Below are 13896 nucleotides of genomic sequence, written 5' to 3'. Positions count from 1 at the left end.
GAGAGACCGACATGGACGACAACGCCCGCTACCAGGTGCTGCGCAACGACGAGGACCAGTACTCGCTGTGGCCGGCCGACCTCGAGGTGCCCGACGGCTGGCACCCCGTCGGCAAGGAGGGCAGCAAGGACGAGTGCTCCGCGTACGTCGACGAGGTGTGGACCGACATGCGCCCGCGCAGTCTGCGCGAGCGCATGGACAACGTGGCCTCCTGACCGGGGCCCGCGGGCGGTGCGGCCGACGCGTGACGGCGCCGGCCGCGCCGGGCCCCTCAACTCCGCCGTACGGGCACGCGGTTACGATCTGGCGGAACAGTCGGCCGCGGCGCGAGGGATCGCGCCCCGGATACGGAGGAGACCACGTGACCGCGCAAGGGGTAGCATCCCAGACCGGAAGCGGGCCGGAGCCCCCCAACACCCCTCTCAACCAGGGGCGACCGCACAGCGCCCGGATGTACGACTACTTCCTGGGCGGCAAGGACAACTACGTCGCCGACCGGGAGGCGGCCGCCAAGGTGCTCGGCCTGTGGCCGGGTGTCATGATCGCCGCCCGGACCAACCGGGCCTGGATGCACCGCGCGATCCGGTTCCTCGCCGCCGAACGGGGCATCCGCCAGTTCCTGGACATCGGCACCGGCATTCCCACCCGGCCCAATCTCCACGAGGTCGCCCAGGCGATCGCCCCGGAGTCCCGGGTCGTCTACGTGGACAACGACCCCATCGTCCTCGCCCATGCGCAGGCCCTGCTCAAGAGCCACCCCCAGGGGCGCACCGCCTATGTGCACGGGGACATCACCGAGCCCGAGGCGATCCTGGCCGCGCCCGACCTCACCGAGGTGCTGGACCTGTCCCGGCCCGTCGCGCTGAGCCTGGTCTCGCTGCTGCACTTCGTCCCCGACGAGTGGGGCCCCTACGAGCTCGTCCATCGGCTGGTGGACTCCCTCGCCCCCGGCTCCTACCTGGTGCTGAGCCATATCACCCCGGACTTCGACCCGGAGGCCACCCAGAAGACCGTGCAGGTCTACCACAGCGGTGGCATCCAGGGGAAGATCCGCACCAGGGAGGAGGTGGAGCGCTTCTTCACCGGCCTGGAGCTGGTCGAACCGGGCCTGGAGGTGCCGCACCGCTGGCGGACCGATCTGACCGACCGGGAGTCCTCCGTGGAGACCGGTGACGTGACCGACGAAGAGGTGTCCTTCTGGGCGGGTGTCGCCCGGAAGTCCTGACCCTCCGCGGTGTGCCAAGAGGGTGTCAGGGACGCGGTCCGACGGTCGTGGTGCCGTCCCGGATGGTGATCGCCAGCGCGGGACAGGAGTCGGCCGCGTCCAGCACCCGTTCCTCCCGCGGCACCTCCTCACTCAGCGGCCGGGCGTGCTCCTCGTCGAGGACGAACAGATCGGGGGCGATTCCGGCGCACATGCCGGACGCCATGCACCGGCCGCGGTCGATCTCCGCCTTCCAGGTCATCCGGCTCACCACCCGATGGGCATGACACGGGGCCCGCGGACCAGCATGCGGTCCTTCCACTCGATGTCCCCGGCCAGCCGCAGGCCCGGGAAGCGCGTGATCAGCGCGCCGAGCGCCTCCTGGAGCTCCAGACGGGCCAGGGGCGCGCCCAGGCAGTGGTGCACACCGTGGCCGAAGCCGAGGTGCTGGGTGGTGGGGCGGGCGACGTTGAGCACGCCCGGTTCGTCGAAGCGCAGCGCGTCGCGGTTGGCCGAGCCGACGGCGACCAGCACCGGCTCCCCGCTGCGCACCAGCGTGCCGCCCACCTCGATGTCCTCGGTGGCGTAACGGGCCTGGGCGGCGCCCACGCCCAGCGGGACGAAGCGCAGCAGCTCCTCGACGGCGCCCTGGATCAGGGCGGGGTCCTCGCGCAGCCGGCGCAGCTGGTCCGGGTGCTCCAGCAGCGTCAGCACGAAGTTGGGGATCTGGGTGGCGGTGGTCTCGTGCCCGGCCACCAGGATGCCCACGCACAGATCGACGAGTTCCAGCTCGGACAGCCGGTCGCCCGCGTCCCGCGCCTCGATCAGCGAGGTCATGATGTCGTCCCGCGGGGTCCTGCGGTGGTCCTCGATCAGCCCGGCCATGTAGGCGCGCAGCTCGTCGGTGTTACGGGCGAACTGCTCGGCGCTCAGCGAGCTGGTGGACAGCGCGGCGTCGCTCCAGACCCGGAACTTGGGCCGGTCCTCCTGCGGGACGCCGAGCATGGCGCAGATGACGCCGACCGGAATGGGCAGGGCGTAGCGGTCCACCAGATCGGCGGGCGGCCCGGCGGCCTCGAGGTCGTCGAGCAGGTCATGGGTCAACTGGCGTACCCAGGGGCGGAGTTTCTCCACCTGGTGGACGGTGAACGCCTTGGCGACGAGGGTGCGCAGCCGGGTGTGGTCGGGCGGGTCCATGGTCAGGATGCCGCTGTCGCGCCGGCCTTCGGACTGCCGCGGCTCGTCGTGGTGGAGCGCCTCCGCACGGCTGAAGCGCCGGTCGCCGAGCACCAGCCGGGCGTCGGCGTACCGCGTGACCAGCCAGGCGGGCTCACCGTAGGGCATCCGCACCCGGAGCAGTCCGGTGCGGTTCCTGGCCTCTTCGTAACGCTCGCTGAGCGCCAGCCCTTCGGCGGTGTTGAAGGGATAGGCGATGGATGTCGTCTCGGCTGTGGTCAACATGACCTCCCTTGCGTAAGCACGTGCTTACAAACCTAGGAGGGGTCGGCTGGTACGGTCAACGGCCCCTTTGCGCCGTTGATCTGACGGCACGACAGGGAACCGTCCTGAAGCAGATGAGAGGGGTGCCGTGATGGGTACGACCGTGTCCGAGGGACAGCGCCGGGATGCGCGTGACACGCGCCGGCGGTTGCTGGAGGCCGCCGCGGCGCTGTTCGCCGAGCGGGGCTACGAACGGGCGACGGTCCGGGACATCGCCGAGCGGGCGGGGGTCAACCAGGCGCTGCTGTTCCGTTATTTCGGCTCGAAAAGAGCGCTGTTCGGCGAGGTGATCGCGCACAACGGGGAGGAGCAGCTGCGCACCACCCCTCCCCACGAGCTGCTGGAGGCCGCCCTGCGCGGGCTGCTGGGCCACGGCGGGAAGGAACCGGGCTCCCGCGCCCTGGCGACCCTGCTGCGCTCGGTGGACAGCGGTGACGAGATAGGGACGGCGGTGCGCGCCATCAGCGACGACTACGCACGGGTGCTGGCCACCCTGTCCAGCGCCGACAACCGCGCACTGCGGGCCGACCTGGCGCTGTCCTGGCTGCTCGGCATCGGGACGATGCGGGTGATCGTGGGCAAGGAGCCGCTGGCCGAGGCGGACCCGGACGAGGTGTGCGCACTGGTGACGACCGCGCTCGGCACCCTCCTGGACGGCCTTCCGGCGGCCGACCGCAGGCCGTAAGGCCGCAGGTGGCCGGGCGCTCCGCGCGGAAGCCGCCCCGGGGCGTGGTGACGACGCGACGGGCCCAGAGCCGGGGTGATCACCTCGCGGAACGCCGGATCGGTGAGCAGGACGACCGGGGCGACGCGGTGCGGGGAGTCGGAGTGCCAGTGGGGCAGGGCGCCATCGCCTTCCGCGCCTCGCCCCGCAGGGCCTCCGCGCTGCCCCGGGCCACCGGCTCCTCGGCGCTCTCCGGACGCGCCGCGGCCGCCTCGTGGGCGGTGTGGTCCCCGAAACCGGTGCGCTCCTCGGCGACCAGCGCGGCGAACGAGGCGTGCCGGTCCCCCAGCGCCGGATACCAGCTGGCCCAGATGTACGCGGCCCATTCCCCGTCCTCCGACACATCGGCGGGGTCCAGCAGCCAGTGCTGGGCGTCACCCTCCTCGGAGACCAGCAGCGCCCGGTCCATGAACGCGGTGTCGTCCCCGGCCCCGGCCGCACCGCCCCGGATGACGCTCCAGGTCTCGGGGTCGGTCTCGCGCAGCCAGCCGACGGTCTCGGCCGTCCGCATCCGCCACATGAACGGGCTGATGTTCAGCCAGCCGTCGGAGGCGCCCAGGAACGCGCGGTAGCTCGGCGGGAGCCGGGTGCCGAGCCGCTTCTCCAGGGCGAGGATGCTCTCCTCGTCCGCGCCCTCGTACCCCAGCCAGCCGACGGCCCGCTGCTCGTCGCTGACGTCCCCCAGCTCCTCCTCGTCGGCCACCCGCAGGATGGTCGCGCTGTACTCCGCCAGGTAGGCCCGCCACTGCCCGACGGTCCGCGGTGCCGTCGGCGGCCCCGGCACCGGCACCGGGGCCGGGGCGGCCGGCACCGCCGTGCCCCGGTATCCGGCCGGCGCCTCACCCGCCCGCCGGCCGTGGCCGACGAAGCCCTTCGGCCGGGGAGCGGCGGTGAAGAACCCGACCCGGGCGAGCTGGACACGGCCCGCCCCCGCGTTCCGCGTGATCTCCAGGCGCTCCTCCCATAACGCGCGGGCGCAGGCGCCGATCCGGGAGGGCTCGACGGTGATCCGGTGCAGCCAGAGCAGACCGCGCGCCTCGGCGGAGCCATGGACGCACAGCGTGTTCACGCCCGCCGTTAGCGCCTCGCCGGGCACCGCGAACGCCGCCTCCCGGGGACGGGCGCCACCGGGCACGGTGAAGTCCCTGATCACCTCATGGCCGTTGACGGTGATGTCGACCGGCGCGCGCCCCGGGGACTCCCCGAGCGGTGGGACCCGCGCGACCAGGGTCAGCGTCAGCTGCTCGGGCGGCTCGCCGTCCAGCGCGAAGTCGAACTCGACGCTTCCGCCCGCGCCGATCGCCAGATGCTCACGGTCGGGACGGCACCGCCGGTAGCGGGCCGTGCCATTGCCGAATCGGGGCGGATCGACGGTGAAGTCCGCGAAGGTCGCTCGCACGCTGCGCTCCTGGCCATCTGCTGGTCCGTTGACATGTGGTCGGGGCATGAGTGCGGCTCAGCACCCGCATACCGCCGATGCTATGGCGGTCCACCGGCACCACCCGTACGCTTGCGGCGATCTCTAGGGGGATGTGGGTCGCCCGCTCCCCCTCCGCGCAGTACGGCCGCCAGGACGGCGGGGCGCATCAGCGCGGTGGGGTCGGCGACCAGCGACATCACCTCGTGCAGGGCCTTGCAGACCCGCGGATCGACGGTGGCCCGCCGCATGACCCGGTCCAGGTAGCGGTGCTGGACCCGCACGGACACCCCGGCGGGACCGCCCGTGGTGGCGGGGAAGCGCACATCCTCGCTGGAGGACAGCATCCAGGCGGTGTTCGTGGCCGCCGCGATGCCCTTGCGGGCGGTGTGCGCCGTGCGGTGGCCGATGCCGCCGTGGCGCTCGGCGGCGGCCCGCAGGGCCCGGGCGCCGAGCGCGGCCACGGTGATCCCCTGGCCGTAGACCGGGTTGAAGGTGCACACCGCGTCTCCGAGGACGACCAGCCCGCGCGGCGCCCGGCGCTCGTAGTGGCGCCGCACACCGGGGCCGGGCCGGAAGCCGCGGACCGCGCCGGCGGGTTCGGCCCGGGCGAGCAGCTCGCGCAGGCTCGGGTCCCGCAGCAGACGCAGCTGCCGGTCGAATCCGGCCTCACCGGGCTCGGCCTCCGCCCCGCGCATGGCACCGACACTGGCGATCCACCGGCCGTCCTCCACCGGCAGCACCACGCCGAGCCGGGGCTTGTCGGGGGCCTTGGTCTGCAGGTAGAGCGCGGTGAAACCGGGCTCCGGCCAGGAGCGGTGGTAGAACCGGCTGGTGTAGGACACGCCCGCGTCGACGCGCTCCTCGGGGGCGGACGGGCAGCCCAGCCGGGCCAGCCAGGAGGGGAGCGAGGAGGTGCGCCCGGAGGCGTCGACCACCAACTCCGCGCGCAGCTCGCGCACCCTGGCGCGGGCATCGCCCCGCCCCTTGACCCGGACCCCCGTCACCTCGCCCGCAGCGCCGAGGAGTCCGACGGCGTCCGTGTTCTCCAGCCATCGCACCGAGGGCTCGGCCCGCACCCGGCGCAGCACCGTGTGATCGAGCAGCGGTCTGGTGCACGAGAGGAACGCGACCTCGCTCTCGTACTCCGCGAGCCACCCGGCCGCGCTCAGCCAGCGCACGCCCGACATGGGGACGCGCACCGCGCCGGCGGCCGTCAACTCCGCGCAGGCGCCGGGCATCAGCTCGTCCAGCGCCCGGTGCCCGGCCTCCAGCAGCAGATGCGCGTGGCGCCCCTGCGGAAGGCCCGAACGGAACGCGGGCCGATCCGGATAGCGGTCGCGCTCCACCACGACAATGCGCTCGGCATATCCCCGCAGCGCCCATGCGGCCAGCATCCCGGCGAGACCTCCGCCGATCACCACCGCGGTTCCCTGCCCCGCGCTCTCCCCCTGCACCCCCATGTTACGGAGCGTAGCGCATGATCAGCACTGCGTCACCACCCCCGTGCGGAGGCAATCCCCCCGCACCCACGGCTCGGAGGGTGTCTCCGGCGTGAGCGATGACGGTGTCGCCCACCCCGGTGCGCACGGATGACCGGGCCCCGCGCCCGATCGTCACCGACCGTCCGTACGGGCCGGGCCCGACGGGAAGGGCGCCCGCCGGGACGCCCCTCGCTCCCCGATCTGCCGTCGCCCCCGCCGCCGCCCGTCACTCCTGACGTCGTCGCCATCCCCCCGGCCGGACCCGTGACTCCTGGAGCTGTGGTCACATCTGGAGCTGTCGTCACCCCCGGCCGGACCCGTCACTCCCGGGAACCGTCGCCAGCCCCGGCCAGACCCGTCACCCCTGGAACCAACGCCAACCCCCGGCCGGACCCGTCACTCCTGGAACCATCGCCAACCCCCGCCCAGGCCCGTCGCCCCTGGAACCGTCGCCAGCCCCCGGCCGGACCCGTCACTCCCGGAGCAGCGCGTCGACCACACGGCCGAAGAGCAGTCGGCCGGACCAGGCGGTGGGCGGGTCGAACAGCCGGGGCAGCCCCCGCAGCCGCGCCTCCTCGCGCCACACCACCTCGGACCCGCCGCCCCGGGGGCGCACCTCGATCTCGGCCCATCCCAGGACCACCGCACCGCGCTTCTCCAGCCGGCAGCCACCGGGAGCGTCACCGGCCGGCGGGTCCCAGCGCACGACCTCCATGGGGTCGTCGAATCCGGCCCGGCCGACACCGGTGCGCACCACGATCACGGTGCCCACCCGGGTCGGCCCCGCCGGACGGACGGTGACGCCGCTGAGCGGGACGTGCGCGCCGTGGCGCGGCCAGTCGGTGAGCCGCCGCCAGGTCTCCTCGACGGGCAGCGGAGAGCGCCGCTGGACGCGGAAGTGGGCCACAGCGGGATCGTAGGCCACCGGCCGCCCGGCAGGCGGCAGGCGGCGCGGAGCGGGCACGGACGCGGCACGGACACCGGACGCGGACGTGGCGCAGGCACGGGCACGAACGTGGCACGGTGGCGGCGGCACGTGTCCGCCGCCACCGCCACCGCAACCCCCACCGCAACCGCAACCGCAACCCCCGCCGCAACCGCCCCAGGGTCACCCCCGCCACCAGCGGCGCAGCACCTTCTCGGCGGGTTTGCCGTGGGGTGTGTAGGCCAGCTTCCGCGCGGTCTCGCCGCTGTCCGGCCAGTCGTCCCACATCCACCAGCACACCCCGGCCCACCACGACCGGCCGTCGAAGGCGGTCAGCAGCGCCTCGTACGCGGCGGACTGCTCGTCCGCCGCCGCGCGCTCGCTGACGGTCCAGGAGTACGGCGCGGCGGCGGTGCCCCGCTGGCTGGCGTAGCCGGCCTCGGTGAAAAGGATCTTCTTGTCCAGCCGGGCGGCGAACGCGGCGAGTTCGGTGACGATCGGTTGCCAGCCCTTGGCCAGCCGCTCGGGGTCGGCGGTGGCGGAGTCGGCCAGTGGCCAGTAGGCGTCGATGCCGACCAGATCGAGGGAGTCCCAGAATCGGATGCGGGAGTACTCGTCGAAGTTGGCGGCGTAGGTCAGCGGGCCGTCGTAGGTGTCGCGCACCGCGGCGATCACCTTGGTCCAGCGGCGGCGGTCGGTGGAGGTGCCGGCCAGCTCGGTGCCGACGGCGAACTGCTCCACGTCCAGTTCGTCGGCCAGCCGGGCGTAGTGGGTGATGAAGCGCCGGTAGGCGGTGAACCAGGCGTCCGGGTCGCGGGGCCGGATGTCGGCCCGGTCGCCGCCGTCCACCAGGTCCACATGCGGTTTGAGCATCACCTTCAGCCCGGCGTCATGGGCCAGGCCGACGATCCGGCGCACACTGCGGTCGCTCGCCGTCTCCTCGGTGGTGTGCATCGTCGCGCGACGGGTGCCGTTCTGGTACCAGGTGGGGGTGAAGACCACCCACCGGGCGCCGGTGCCGGCGATCTGCCGCAGATAGCCGCGTGCTTCGGGACGGTCGTAGTCGTCGGTGTTCCAGGCGGGCAGCGTGATGCCCCGCACCTGGCCATCGGGGGTGGGCGAGTCGTCGCCCCCACTGGTCGAGCATCCGGTCAGGACGGCGACGGCGGCGGTGACCGCCGCGGTCGCCCGCCTCAGCGCTCTCATCGGGGCAGGGCCTTCCTCGGGCGGGATCCCGTGGGATACGTGCCGTTCCCGGCCCGCGCGGGGCGGGCCGGGAACGGACTGATGGACGGTATGACGGTGGCTCAGGCCGGGCTCAGATCAGGCTCTCGGGGCTGACGAAGGTGTAGCCGAGGGCCAGGATGCCCTCGACGGTCTCCTGCAGCGGCTCGACCGCCTGGTAGGGGTGGTAGTAGAAGCTGGCGAAGCCGTCCCGGACCGCCAGGTTGGCCTTGGCGTTGTTGATCAGGTCGGCCGCCAGCCGGGGCGGGTTGTTGTTGTGGGCCTCGGGCTCGTAGCTGCCCAGGTTCTCCGGGATCACCTTGGTGCCGTAGACATCGGTGACCGGGTACGGGAAGAACTGTCCGAGGTAGCGGCTGGAGTCGGTCTCGGCGCCGGAGAGGGTGCCCGAGAAGTACAGCGGGCGCTCCATCCGGGCCGCGAAGTTCTGCGCGAACACCTTGTAGTCGGTGGCCGAGGCCGCGTAGTGCGGAGTGGTCCACAGCTTCGGCGTGGGCAGGCCCACCCGCGCGAACTCGGCCAGGGCGGCGGTGACCCGGCCCTGTGCCCACTCGGCGGAGTCCTCGGTCGCCGGACCGTCGTAGACCACCGTGTCGGTGGCGTCCACATGGGCCCGGAAGAACTCGAAGTCGTCGGCGGTGAGCCCGTTGTAGGGGTTGTCGACGTTGCCGTACTGATGGGTGTAGCCGTGGTCCATCAGCACCGCGCCGTTGTTGAGCATGTACTTGAGCGTGTTCACCAGCGCCGGGCGCTGGGAGAGCCGCACGGTGCGCGCCACCCCGTTGTTCTGGACGCCCTTGGGGTCGGTGTAGACCGGGATGACGTTGATGCCGTAGGCGATGTTCTTGGACTTCAGGTAGTCCGCGATCGCCCGGAGGCTGGTGGTGTCGGACAGCGGGGTGATGTCCTCCAGGCGCACCATGGCCCGGTGCTGTTCGGCGGTGTCCGGGGCGAGCGCGTCGAAGAGCAGGTCCTGGAAGGCGATGACCCGGTCGCTCTCGGAGACGTAGGTGAAGGGGATCTCACCGATGTAGGTCAGGTTGCCGGAGCGGATCGCCCACGGGGAGGTCTTCTCCGTGCCCCCGGCCGTGTCGACCGCCTGGGCCAGTTCGGTCACGGTCGCGTTGTCCCCGCCCGGTGTGAGGTGGGGGTGCAGGACGCCGGGGTCCTGGCCGGCCGGAATCTTCCGGGTGAGCTGCTGGCCCTTGTAGGTGACCTTGCCGATCTCGCCGACGCTGCCGTCCACCTCGTAGAACGAGGAGGTCGGGTCCCAGCCGTACCGGTACTCGAACTCCTGAAGGCTGACGGAGTTCGCCATGTTCCAGATGTTCTCGCCGAGCCAGATCACCGGCCGCTCGGAGAGCAGGGTGTCCAGGTAGAAGTCCTCCGGTACGGCGTCGGGGATCTGGTCGCCGTAGTAGGTGGAGCCGACGTAGACGGTGGCGTCATAGGACTCGATCAGACCGGAGGTGTACTCCTGGACCGGCTTGGCCGTCACGGTGCCGAAGTGGCCACCGAGGTTGGCCACGCCCATCGCGTACAGCTCGCCGAGGTGTCCGTACGGGCCCGCCGTGTCGTACAGGACCAGCGTCTTGGCCCGGCCGGGCTCGGGGGCCTTCGCGCGCTTCGCCTGGGGTCCGGTGGCCGGGGCCGACCGCCGGAGCCGCTGGGAGGCCTGCTTCTCGGTGCTGTGCGTTCCGGCCACCTCGGCGCGCCGCTCACGGTCGGCGGACCGCTGTGCGGCCGCCCAGCCCTTGAGGTCCTTGGCGCTCACACCGGTCACGGTGTCCTGTGTCGCCGACCGGTCGGCGTCCCCCCGGCCCTCCCGGGCCGCCGCCGTGGCAGGTGCCAGGAAACCGCCGCCCAGCAGGGCGGTGATGGCGAGGGCGATCAACGCCAGCCAGGTCGGCCGTGCTCTTCTGCAGGGTTCCTTCATGCTCTTTACCCCCCTCGATTTCGGTCCCGCGACGCGTGGAACGAGACAGTGGGAAAACAGCGGATCATGGCCGATTCCGGCCCGAGGTTCCAGACCGGTCAGAACGCATGGATCATGGCCGGTTCCCACGGAATTCCACAAGCGGGATCAGGTAGCTCAACAATCCGGTGATTGTTCTGACGATTCCGGCCGCCTGTCAATGGGGCCGATGGGGCAGAAAATTACGCCTTGAAAGTTCAACTGGATCACAGATGCGTCTGGTACCTTCCGTAAGCGCGCGGCGGCCGGCCCGTTGGGGAGGCGTCCGGCACCTCGCGCCAACTGAAGGTGGGGGGACCGATGTACGGTAGGTCTGCTGTGGGATCAGTGCTGCCCTTGGTCGGCCTGGCCGCGGGGCCGGAAATGATTCCTGGAATTCCGGTTGCCCGTGCTTTGCAGGCAACCGCCGGGGCGGGTTTTCTGTTGTACTGTCTGACAGTTCTCGGCCTACTGGTCGCTCGATTGCGATTGCGTGCCCGCCCCTCCGCGGCCGGTTCCCTGGCCTCCGGGGCCAAGGACCTGTCCGCGGTGGACCGGACGTGACCGATGAGCCCCTGATATGGGCCAGCATTGCCATCATCGTGATGGCAGGAACCTATAACTTCGGTCTCTTCCTACTGTCCCGCCGCCGGCTGCCGCACCGCTCCGGATCGGGTGAAGAACGCTTCTACGTCTTTCTGCTCGCCTGTCTGAACGAGGAGAAAGTACTGGCCGAAAGCCTTGCGCGGATCACCGCCCTGCCCGCCGGGAAATGCGTCGCCCTGGTCATCGACGACGCCTCCGACGACCGGACCGCCGACATCGCGCGGTCCGCGGACCCCGAGCGGGTGTGGCTCCACCAGCGCAGACTGCCGAACGCCCGGCTCGGCAAGGGCGCGGCGCTCAACGACGGGGTGCGTCTGCTGCGCGCCTCGGGACTGCTCGGCGGGCGCGACCCGGACGATGTCATCGTCTGTGTGGTGGACGCGGACGGCCGGCTGGACCCGCATGTGGTCGAGGCGGTCGACCCGTTCTTCAACGACCCGCGGACCGGGGCCACCCAGATCGGCGTCCGGATGTACAACCGCCGGGCGGGGCTGCTGGCCCGTATGCAGGACATGGAATTCGTCGTCTACGGCGACATCTTCCAAAGCGCCCGCCGTTTCATCGGCAGCGTCGGCATGGGCGGCAACGGCCAGTTCATGCGGCTGTCCGCGCTCGATTCGCTGGGCGAGAAGCCCTGGAGCGACAGCCTCACCGAGGATCTGGACCTCGGGGTGCGGCTGATCGCCCGTGGCTGGACCAATCAGCACTGCACCACGGCGGCCGTCTCCCAGCAGGCGGTGCTGGATCTGCGGCGGCTGGTCCGCCAGCGGTCCCGCTGGTTCCAGGGGCATCTGCAGTCGGCCAACCTGGTCCCGCTGATCCTGCGGGACGTGCCCGGCCGGGCCGCGATGGACCTGATCTACCACCTGTCCAGTCCGGTGCTGATCCTGCTCACCTCGCTGCTGCCGCTGTCCTTCCTGGTGGCGGTCCTCGGCACGATCGCCGGTTCGCTCCAGGCCGGCCGGCCGCTGGTCTCCACCATGTGGTTCCTCGGTCCGTATCTGCTCTCGTTCACCGCGGCCTGGATCTACGGCTTCGTCTACCGCCGGCGCGAATCCTCGCTCGGGCCGCTCCGCGCGGTAGTGCTCGGCCATGTCTTCGTGCTCTACGGCTACATCTGGTTCGCCGCCGGCTGGTGGGGGCTGTGGCGGGCCGTCACAGGAAAGCGCACCTGGCTCAAGACCGCCCGCAGCTGACCCACACCACCGCCCGGCTTTCCCGCACCGCACGCTTTCCGCGCACCACACGCACCGCAGGCACCGCATGCGCCGCAGGCACCGTCCGGCTTCCCGCACCGCCCGCACCGCAGGCACCACACGGCTTCCCGTACCCCGCGCGCCGTACCCCGCGCGCCGCCCCGTCCGTACCGCTCCGCCCGCTCTTCTCCGCTTCTCCCGTCAAGGAGACCCATGTCCCTCATCGGCAGACCCGTGTCCCCGTCCGCGGACGAGGCGTCCGCGCCGCGTCCGTCCGGCGCCGTACGCACCATGCTGGTGCTCGGCACCCGCCCGGAGGCGATCAAACTCGCCCCGGTGGTCCGGGCGATGGCCGCTTCCGCCCTGTTCCAGCCGGTGGTGGTGACCACCGGTCAGCACCGCGAGATGCTCCAGCAGATGCTCGGCCTGCTGGGGGTCGGGGTCAAGACCGACCTGGCCGTGATGCGGGACCGGCAGCGGCTGTCGGAGCTGACCGCCCGGCTGGTGGACGGGCTGGGCACGGTGATCCGCGCCGAACGGCCGGATCTGGTGGTGGTCCAGGGCGACACCACCACGGCGCTGTGCGGTGCGCTGGCCGCGTTCTACGAGCGCACCCCGGTGGCCCATGTGGAGGCGGGGCTGCGCACCGGGGTCCTGGACAACCCCTTCCCCGAGGAGCTCAACCGGCGGATGATCGGCCGGGTGGCCCGCTGGCACTTCGCCCCCACCGACCGGTCCGCCGCCCAGCTGAGGGGCGAGGGCGTACCGCCCGAGCAAGTGGTCACCACGGGCAACACGGTCATCGACAATCTCCTGTGGGTGCTCCGGGAGGGTGCCGGACGCAGCGCCTTCCGCACCGCGCGCCGCAAGGTGCTGCTCACCCTGCACCGCCGGGAGAACCAGGGGGAGCGGATGCGGGCGATGGGCGCGGCGCTGCGCCGGCTGGCCGAGCGCGGCGACGTGGAGCTCGTGCTGCCGCTGCACCGCAGCCCCGCGGTGCGGGAGGCGCTGCTGCCGGAGCTGGCGGGCCATCCGGGGGTGCGGGTGGTGGATCCGCTGGACTACCTGGACTTCGCCGCCACCCTCGCCGAGTGCGATCTGGTGCTGACCGACTCCGGCGGACTCCAGGAGGAGGCCCCGAGCCTGGGCAAGCCGGCGCTGGTGCTGCGGACCACCACCGAGCGCCCGGAGGCGGTGGAGGCGGGTGCGGCGAAACTGGTGGGCACGGACCCGGAGGCGATCCTCGCCGCCGCCGGGCGGTTGCTGGACGATCCGGAGGAGTACGCGCGGATGGCCGGGGCGGGGAATCCGTTCGGCGACGGCCGGGCCGCCGAGCGCATCGTGGCCCGGCTCACCGAGGACTTCGGACGCGAAGGGGCGGTGAACACCGCGCGGCGCGACGCGCCCGGCTCGTATCATCCGGTGGCATGACGTCGTTACGCGGGCGCGGGTGGTGGCGTATCGGGGGGCTCGTGCTGGCCGTCGCCCTCGTGGTGGCCGGGGCGCTGGCGCTGGCCGGGGTGTGGGACGAGGAGCGGCGGCCGGAGTACGTCGAGAGCTGGCGGGACGGTTCGGTGCACGGCCCCTGGCGGTCGGTGTTCCACGGCTACGGCGGGAACACCGGCGGGGCGGACGAGCTGACGC

The 13896-nt window shown here is 72.1% G+C and carries 12 protein-coding genes and 1 pseudogene; 6 read left to right on the top strand and 7 right to left on the bottom strand.

Features of this window, described 5'->3' with window-relative positions:
* Nucleotides 1–11: 11 nt before the first annotated feature.
* A complete protein-coding gene (locus AXW62_RS18460; RefSeq protein WP_030824803.1) occupies nt 12–215 on the top strand; it encodes an MbtH family protein in 204 nt (67 codons plus the stop codon).
* Between the two features lie 146 nt (nt 216–361).
* Complete coding sequence (locus AXW62_RS18455) at nt 362–1225, top strand: SAM-dependent methyltransferase (RefSeq protein WP_060945496.1); 864 nt, start codon at nt 362–364, stop codon at nt 1223–1225.
* A 25-nt stretch (nt 1226–1250) separates the two neighbouring features.
* Here the strand turns inward: AXW62_RS18455 and AXW62_RS18450 are convergent, their stop codons facing one another.
* Both AXW62_RS18450 and AXW62_RS18445 read right to left on the bottom strand, forming a co-directional pair.
* Complete coding sequence (locus tag AXW62_RS18450; RefSeq protein WP_030824798.1) at nt 1251–1466, bottom strand: ferredoxin; 216 nt, start codon at nt 1464–1466, stop codon at nt 1251–1253.
* A gap of 5 nt (nt 1467–1471) precedes the next feature.
* Nucleotides 1472–2665, bottom strand: a complete 1194-nt coding sequence (locus AXW62_RS18445; RefSeq protein ID WP_060945495.1) for a cytochrome P450 — start codon at nt 2663–2665, stop codon at nt 1472–1474.
* 130 nt (nt 2666–2795) lie between these two features.
* Here AXW62_RS18445 and AXW62_RS18440 point away from each other — a divergent pair, with 130 nt between their 5' ends.
* The gene (locus AXW62_RS18440; protein ID WP_030824792.1) at nt 2796–3389 is read left to right on the top strand and encodes a TetR/AcrR family transcriptional regulator; all 594 of its coding nucleotides are present in this window, start codon (nt 2796–2798) and stop codon (nt 3387–3389) included.
* Nucleotides 3390–3468: 79 nt separating this feature from the next.
* Here the strand turns inward: AXW62_RS18440 and AXW62_RS44010 are convergent, their stop codons facing one another.
* The 5 genes from AXW62_RS44010 to AXW62_RS18415 form a co-directional block, all read right to left on the bottom strand.
* Nucleotides 3469–4827: an SMI1/KNR4 family protein gene (locus AXW62_RS44010; protein WP_060945494.1), complete on the bottom strand. Its 1359-nt coding sequence runs from the start codon at nt 4825–4827 to the stop codon at nt 3469–3471.
* An 80-nt stretch (nt 4828–4907) separates the two neighbouring features.
* The gene (locus AXW62_RS18430) at nt 4908–6308 is read right to left on the bottom strand and encodes an NAD(P)/FAD-dependent oxidoreductase (protein ID WP_060945493.1); all 1401 of its coding nucleotides are present in this window, start codon (nt 6306–6308) and stop codon (nt 4908–4910) included.
* A gap of 493 nt (nt 6309–6801) precedes the next feature.
* Nucleotides 6802–7236, bottom strand: a complete 435-nt coding sequence (locus AXW62_RS18425) for an SRPBCC family protein (protein WP_060945492.1) — start codon at nt 7234–7236, stop codon at nt 6802–6804.
* 201 nt (nt 7237–7437) lie between these two features.
* The gene (locus AXW62_RS18420) at nt 7438–8460 is read right to left on the bottom strand and encodes a glycoside hydrolase family 113 (protein ID WP_060945491.1); all 1023 of its coding nucleotides are present in this window, start codon (nt 8458–8460) and stop codon (nt 7438–7440) included.
* A gap of 112 nt (nt 8461–8572) precedes the next feature.
* A complete protein-coding gene (locus AXW62_RS18415) occupies nt 8573–10432 on the bottom strand; it encodes a DUF2334 domain-containing protein (RefSeq protein ID WP_060945490.1) in 1860 nt (619 codons plus the stop codon).
* A 623-nt stretch (nt 10433–11055) separates the two neighbouring features.
* On the opposite strand from AXW62_RS18415, the gene AXW62_RS18410 reads away from it, so the two are divergent.
* The 3 genes and pseudogenes from AXW62_RS18410 to AXW62_RS18400 form a co-directional block, all read left to right on the top strand.
* Nucleotides 11056–12252, top strand: a complete 1197-nt coding sequence (locus tag AXW62_RS18410; RefSeq protein WP_051885793.1) for a glycosyltransferase family 2 protein — start codon at nt 11056–11058, stop codon at nt 12250–12252.
* Nucleotides 12253–12543: 291 nt separating this feature from the next.
* Nucleotides 12544–13683 carry a non-hydrolyzing UDP-N-acetylglucosamine 2-epimerase gene (gene wecB / locus AXW62_RS18405; protein ID WP_060945498.1) on the top strand — a complete coding sequence of 380 codons (1140 nt, stop codon included), beginning with the start codon at nt 12544–12546 and terminating at the stop codon, nt 13681–13683.
* A pseudogene (locus tag AXW62_RS18400) lies at nt 13680–13896 on the top strand (calcium-binding protein); the annotation flags it as partial. The gene wecB and the pseudogene AXW62_RS18400, both read left to right, overlap by 4 nt.

Source organism: Streptomyces hygroscopicus subsp. hygroscopicus, assembly GCF_001553455.1.
Lineage (GTDB): Bacteria > Actinomycetota > Actinomycetes > Streptomycetales > Streptomycetaceae > Streptomyces > Streptomyces hygroscopicus.
Note: the sequence above shows the minus strand (reverse complement) of the source record. Positions and strands in the feature narration are given on the sequence as shown.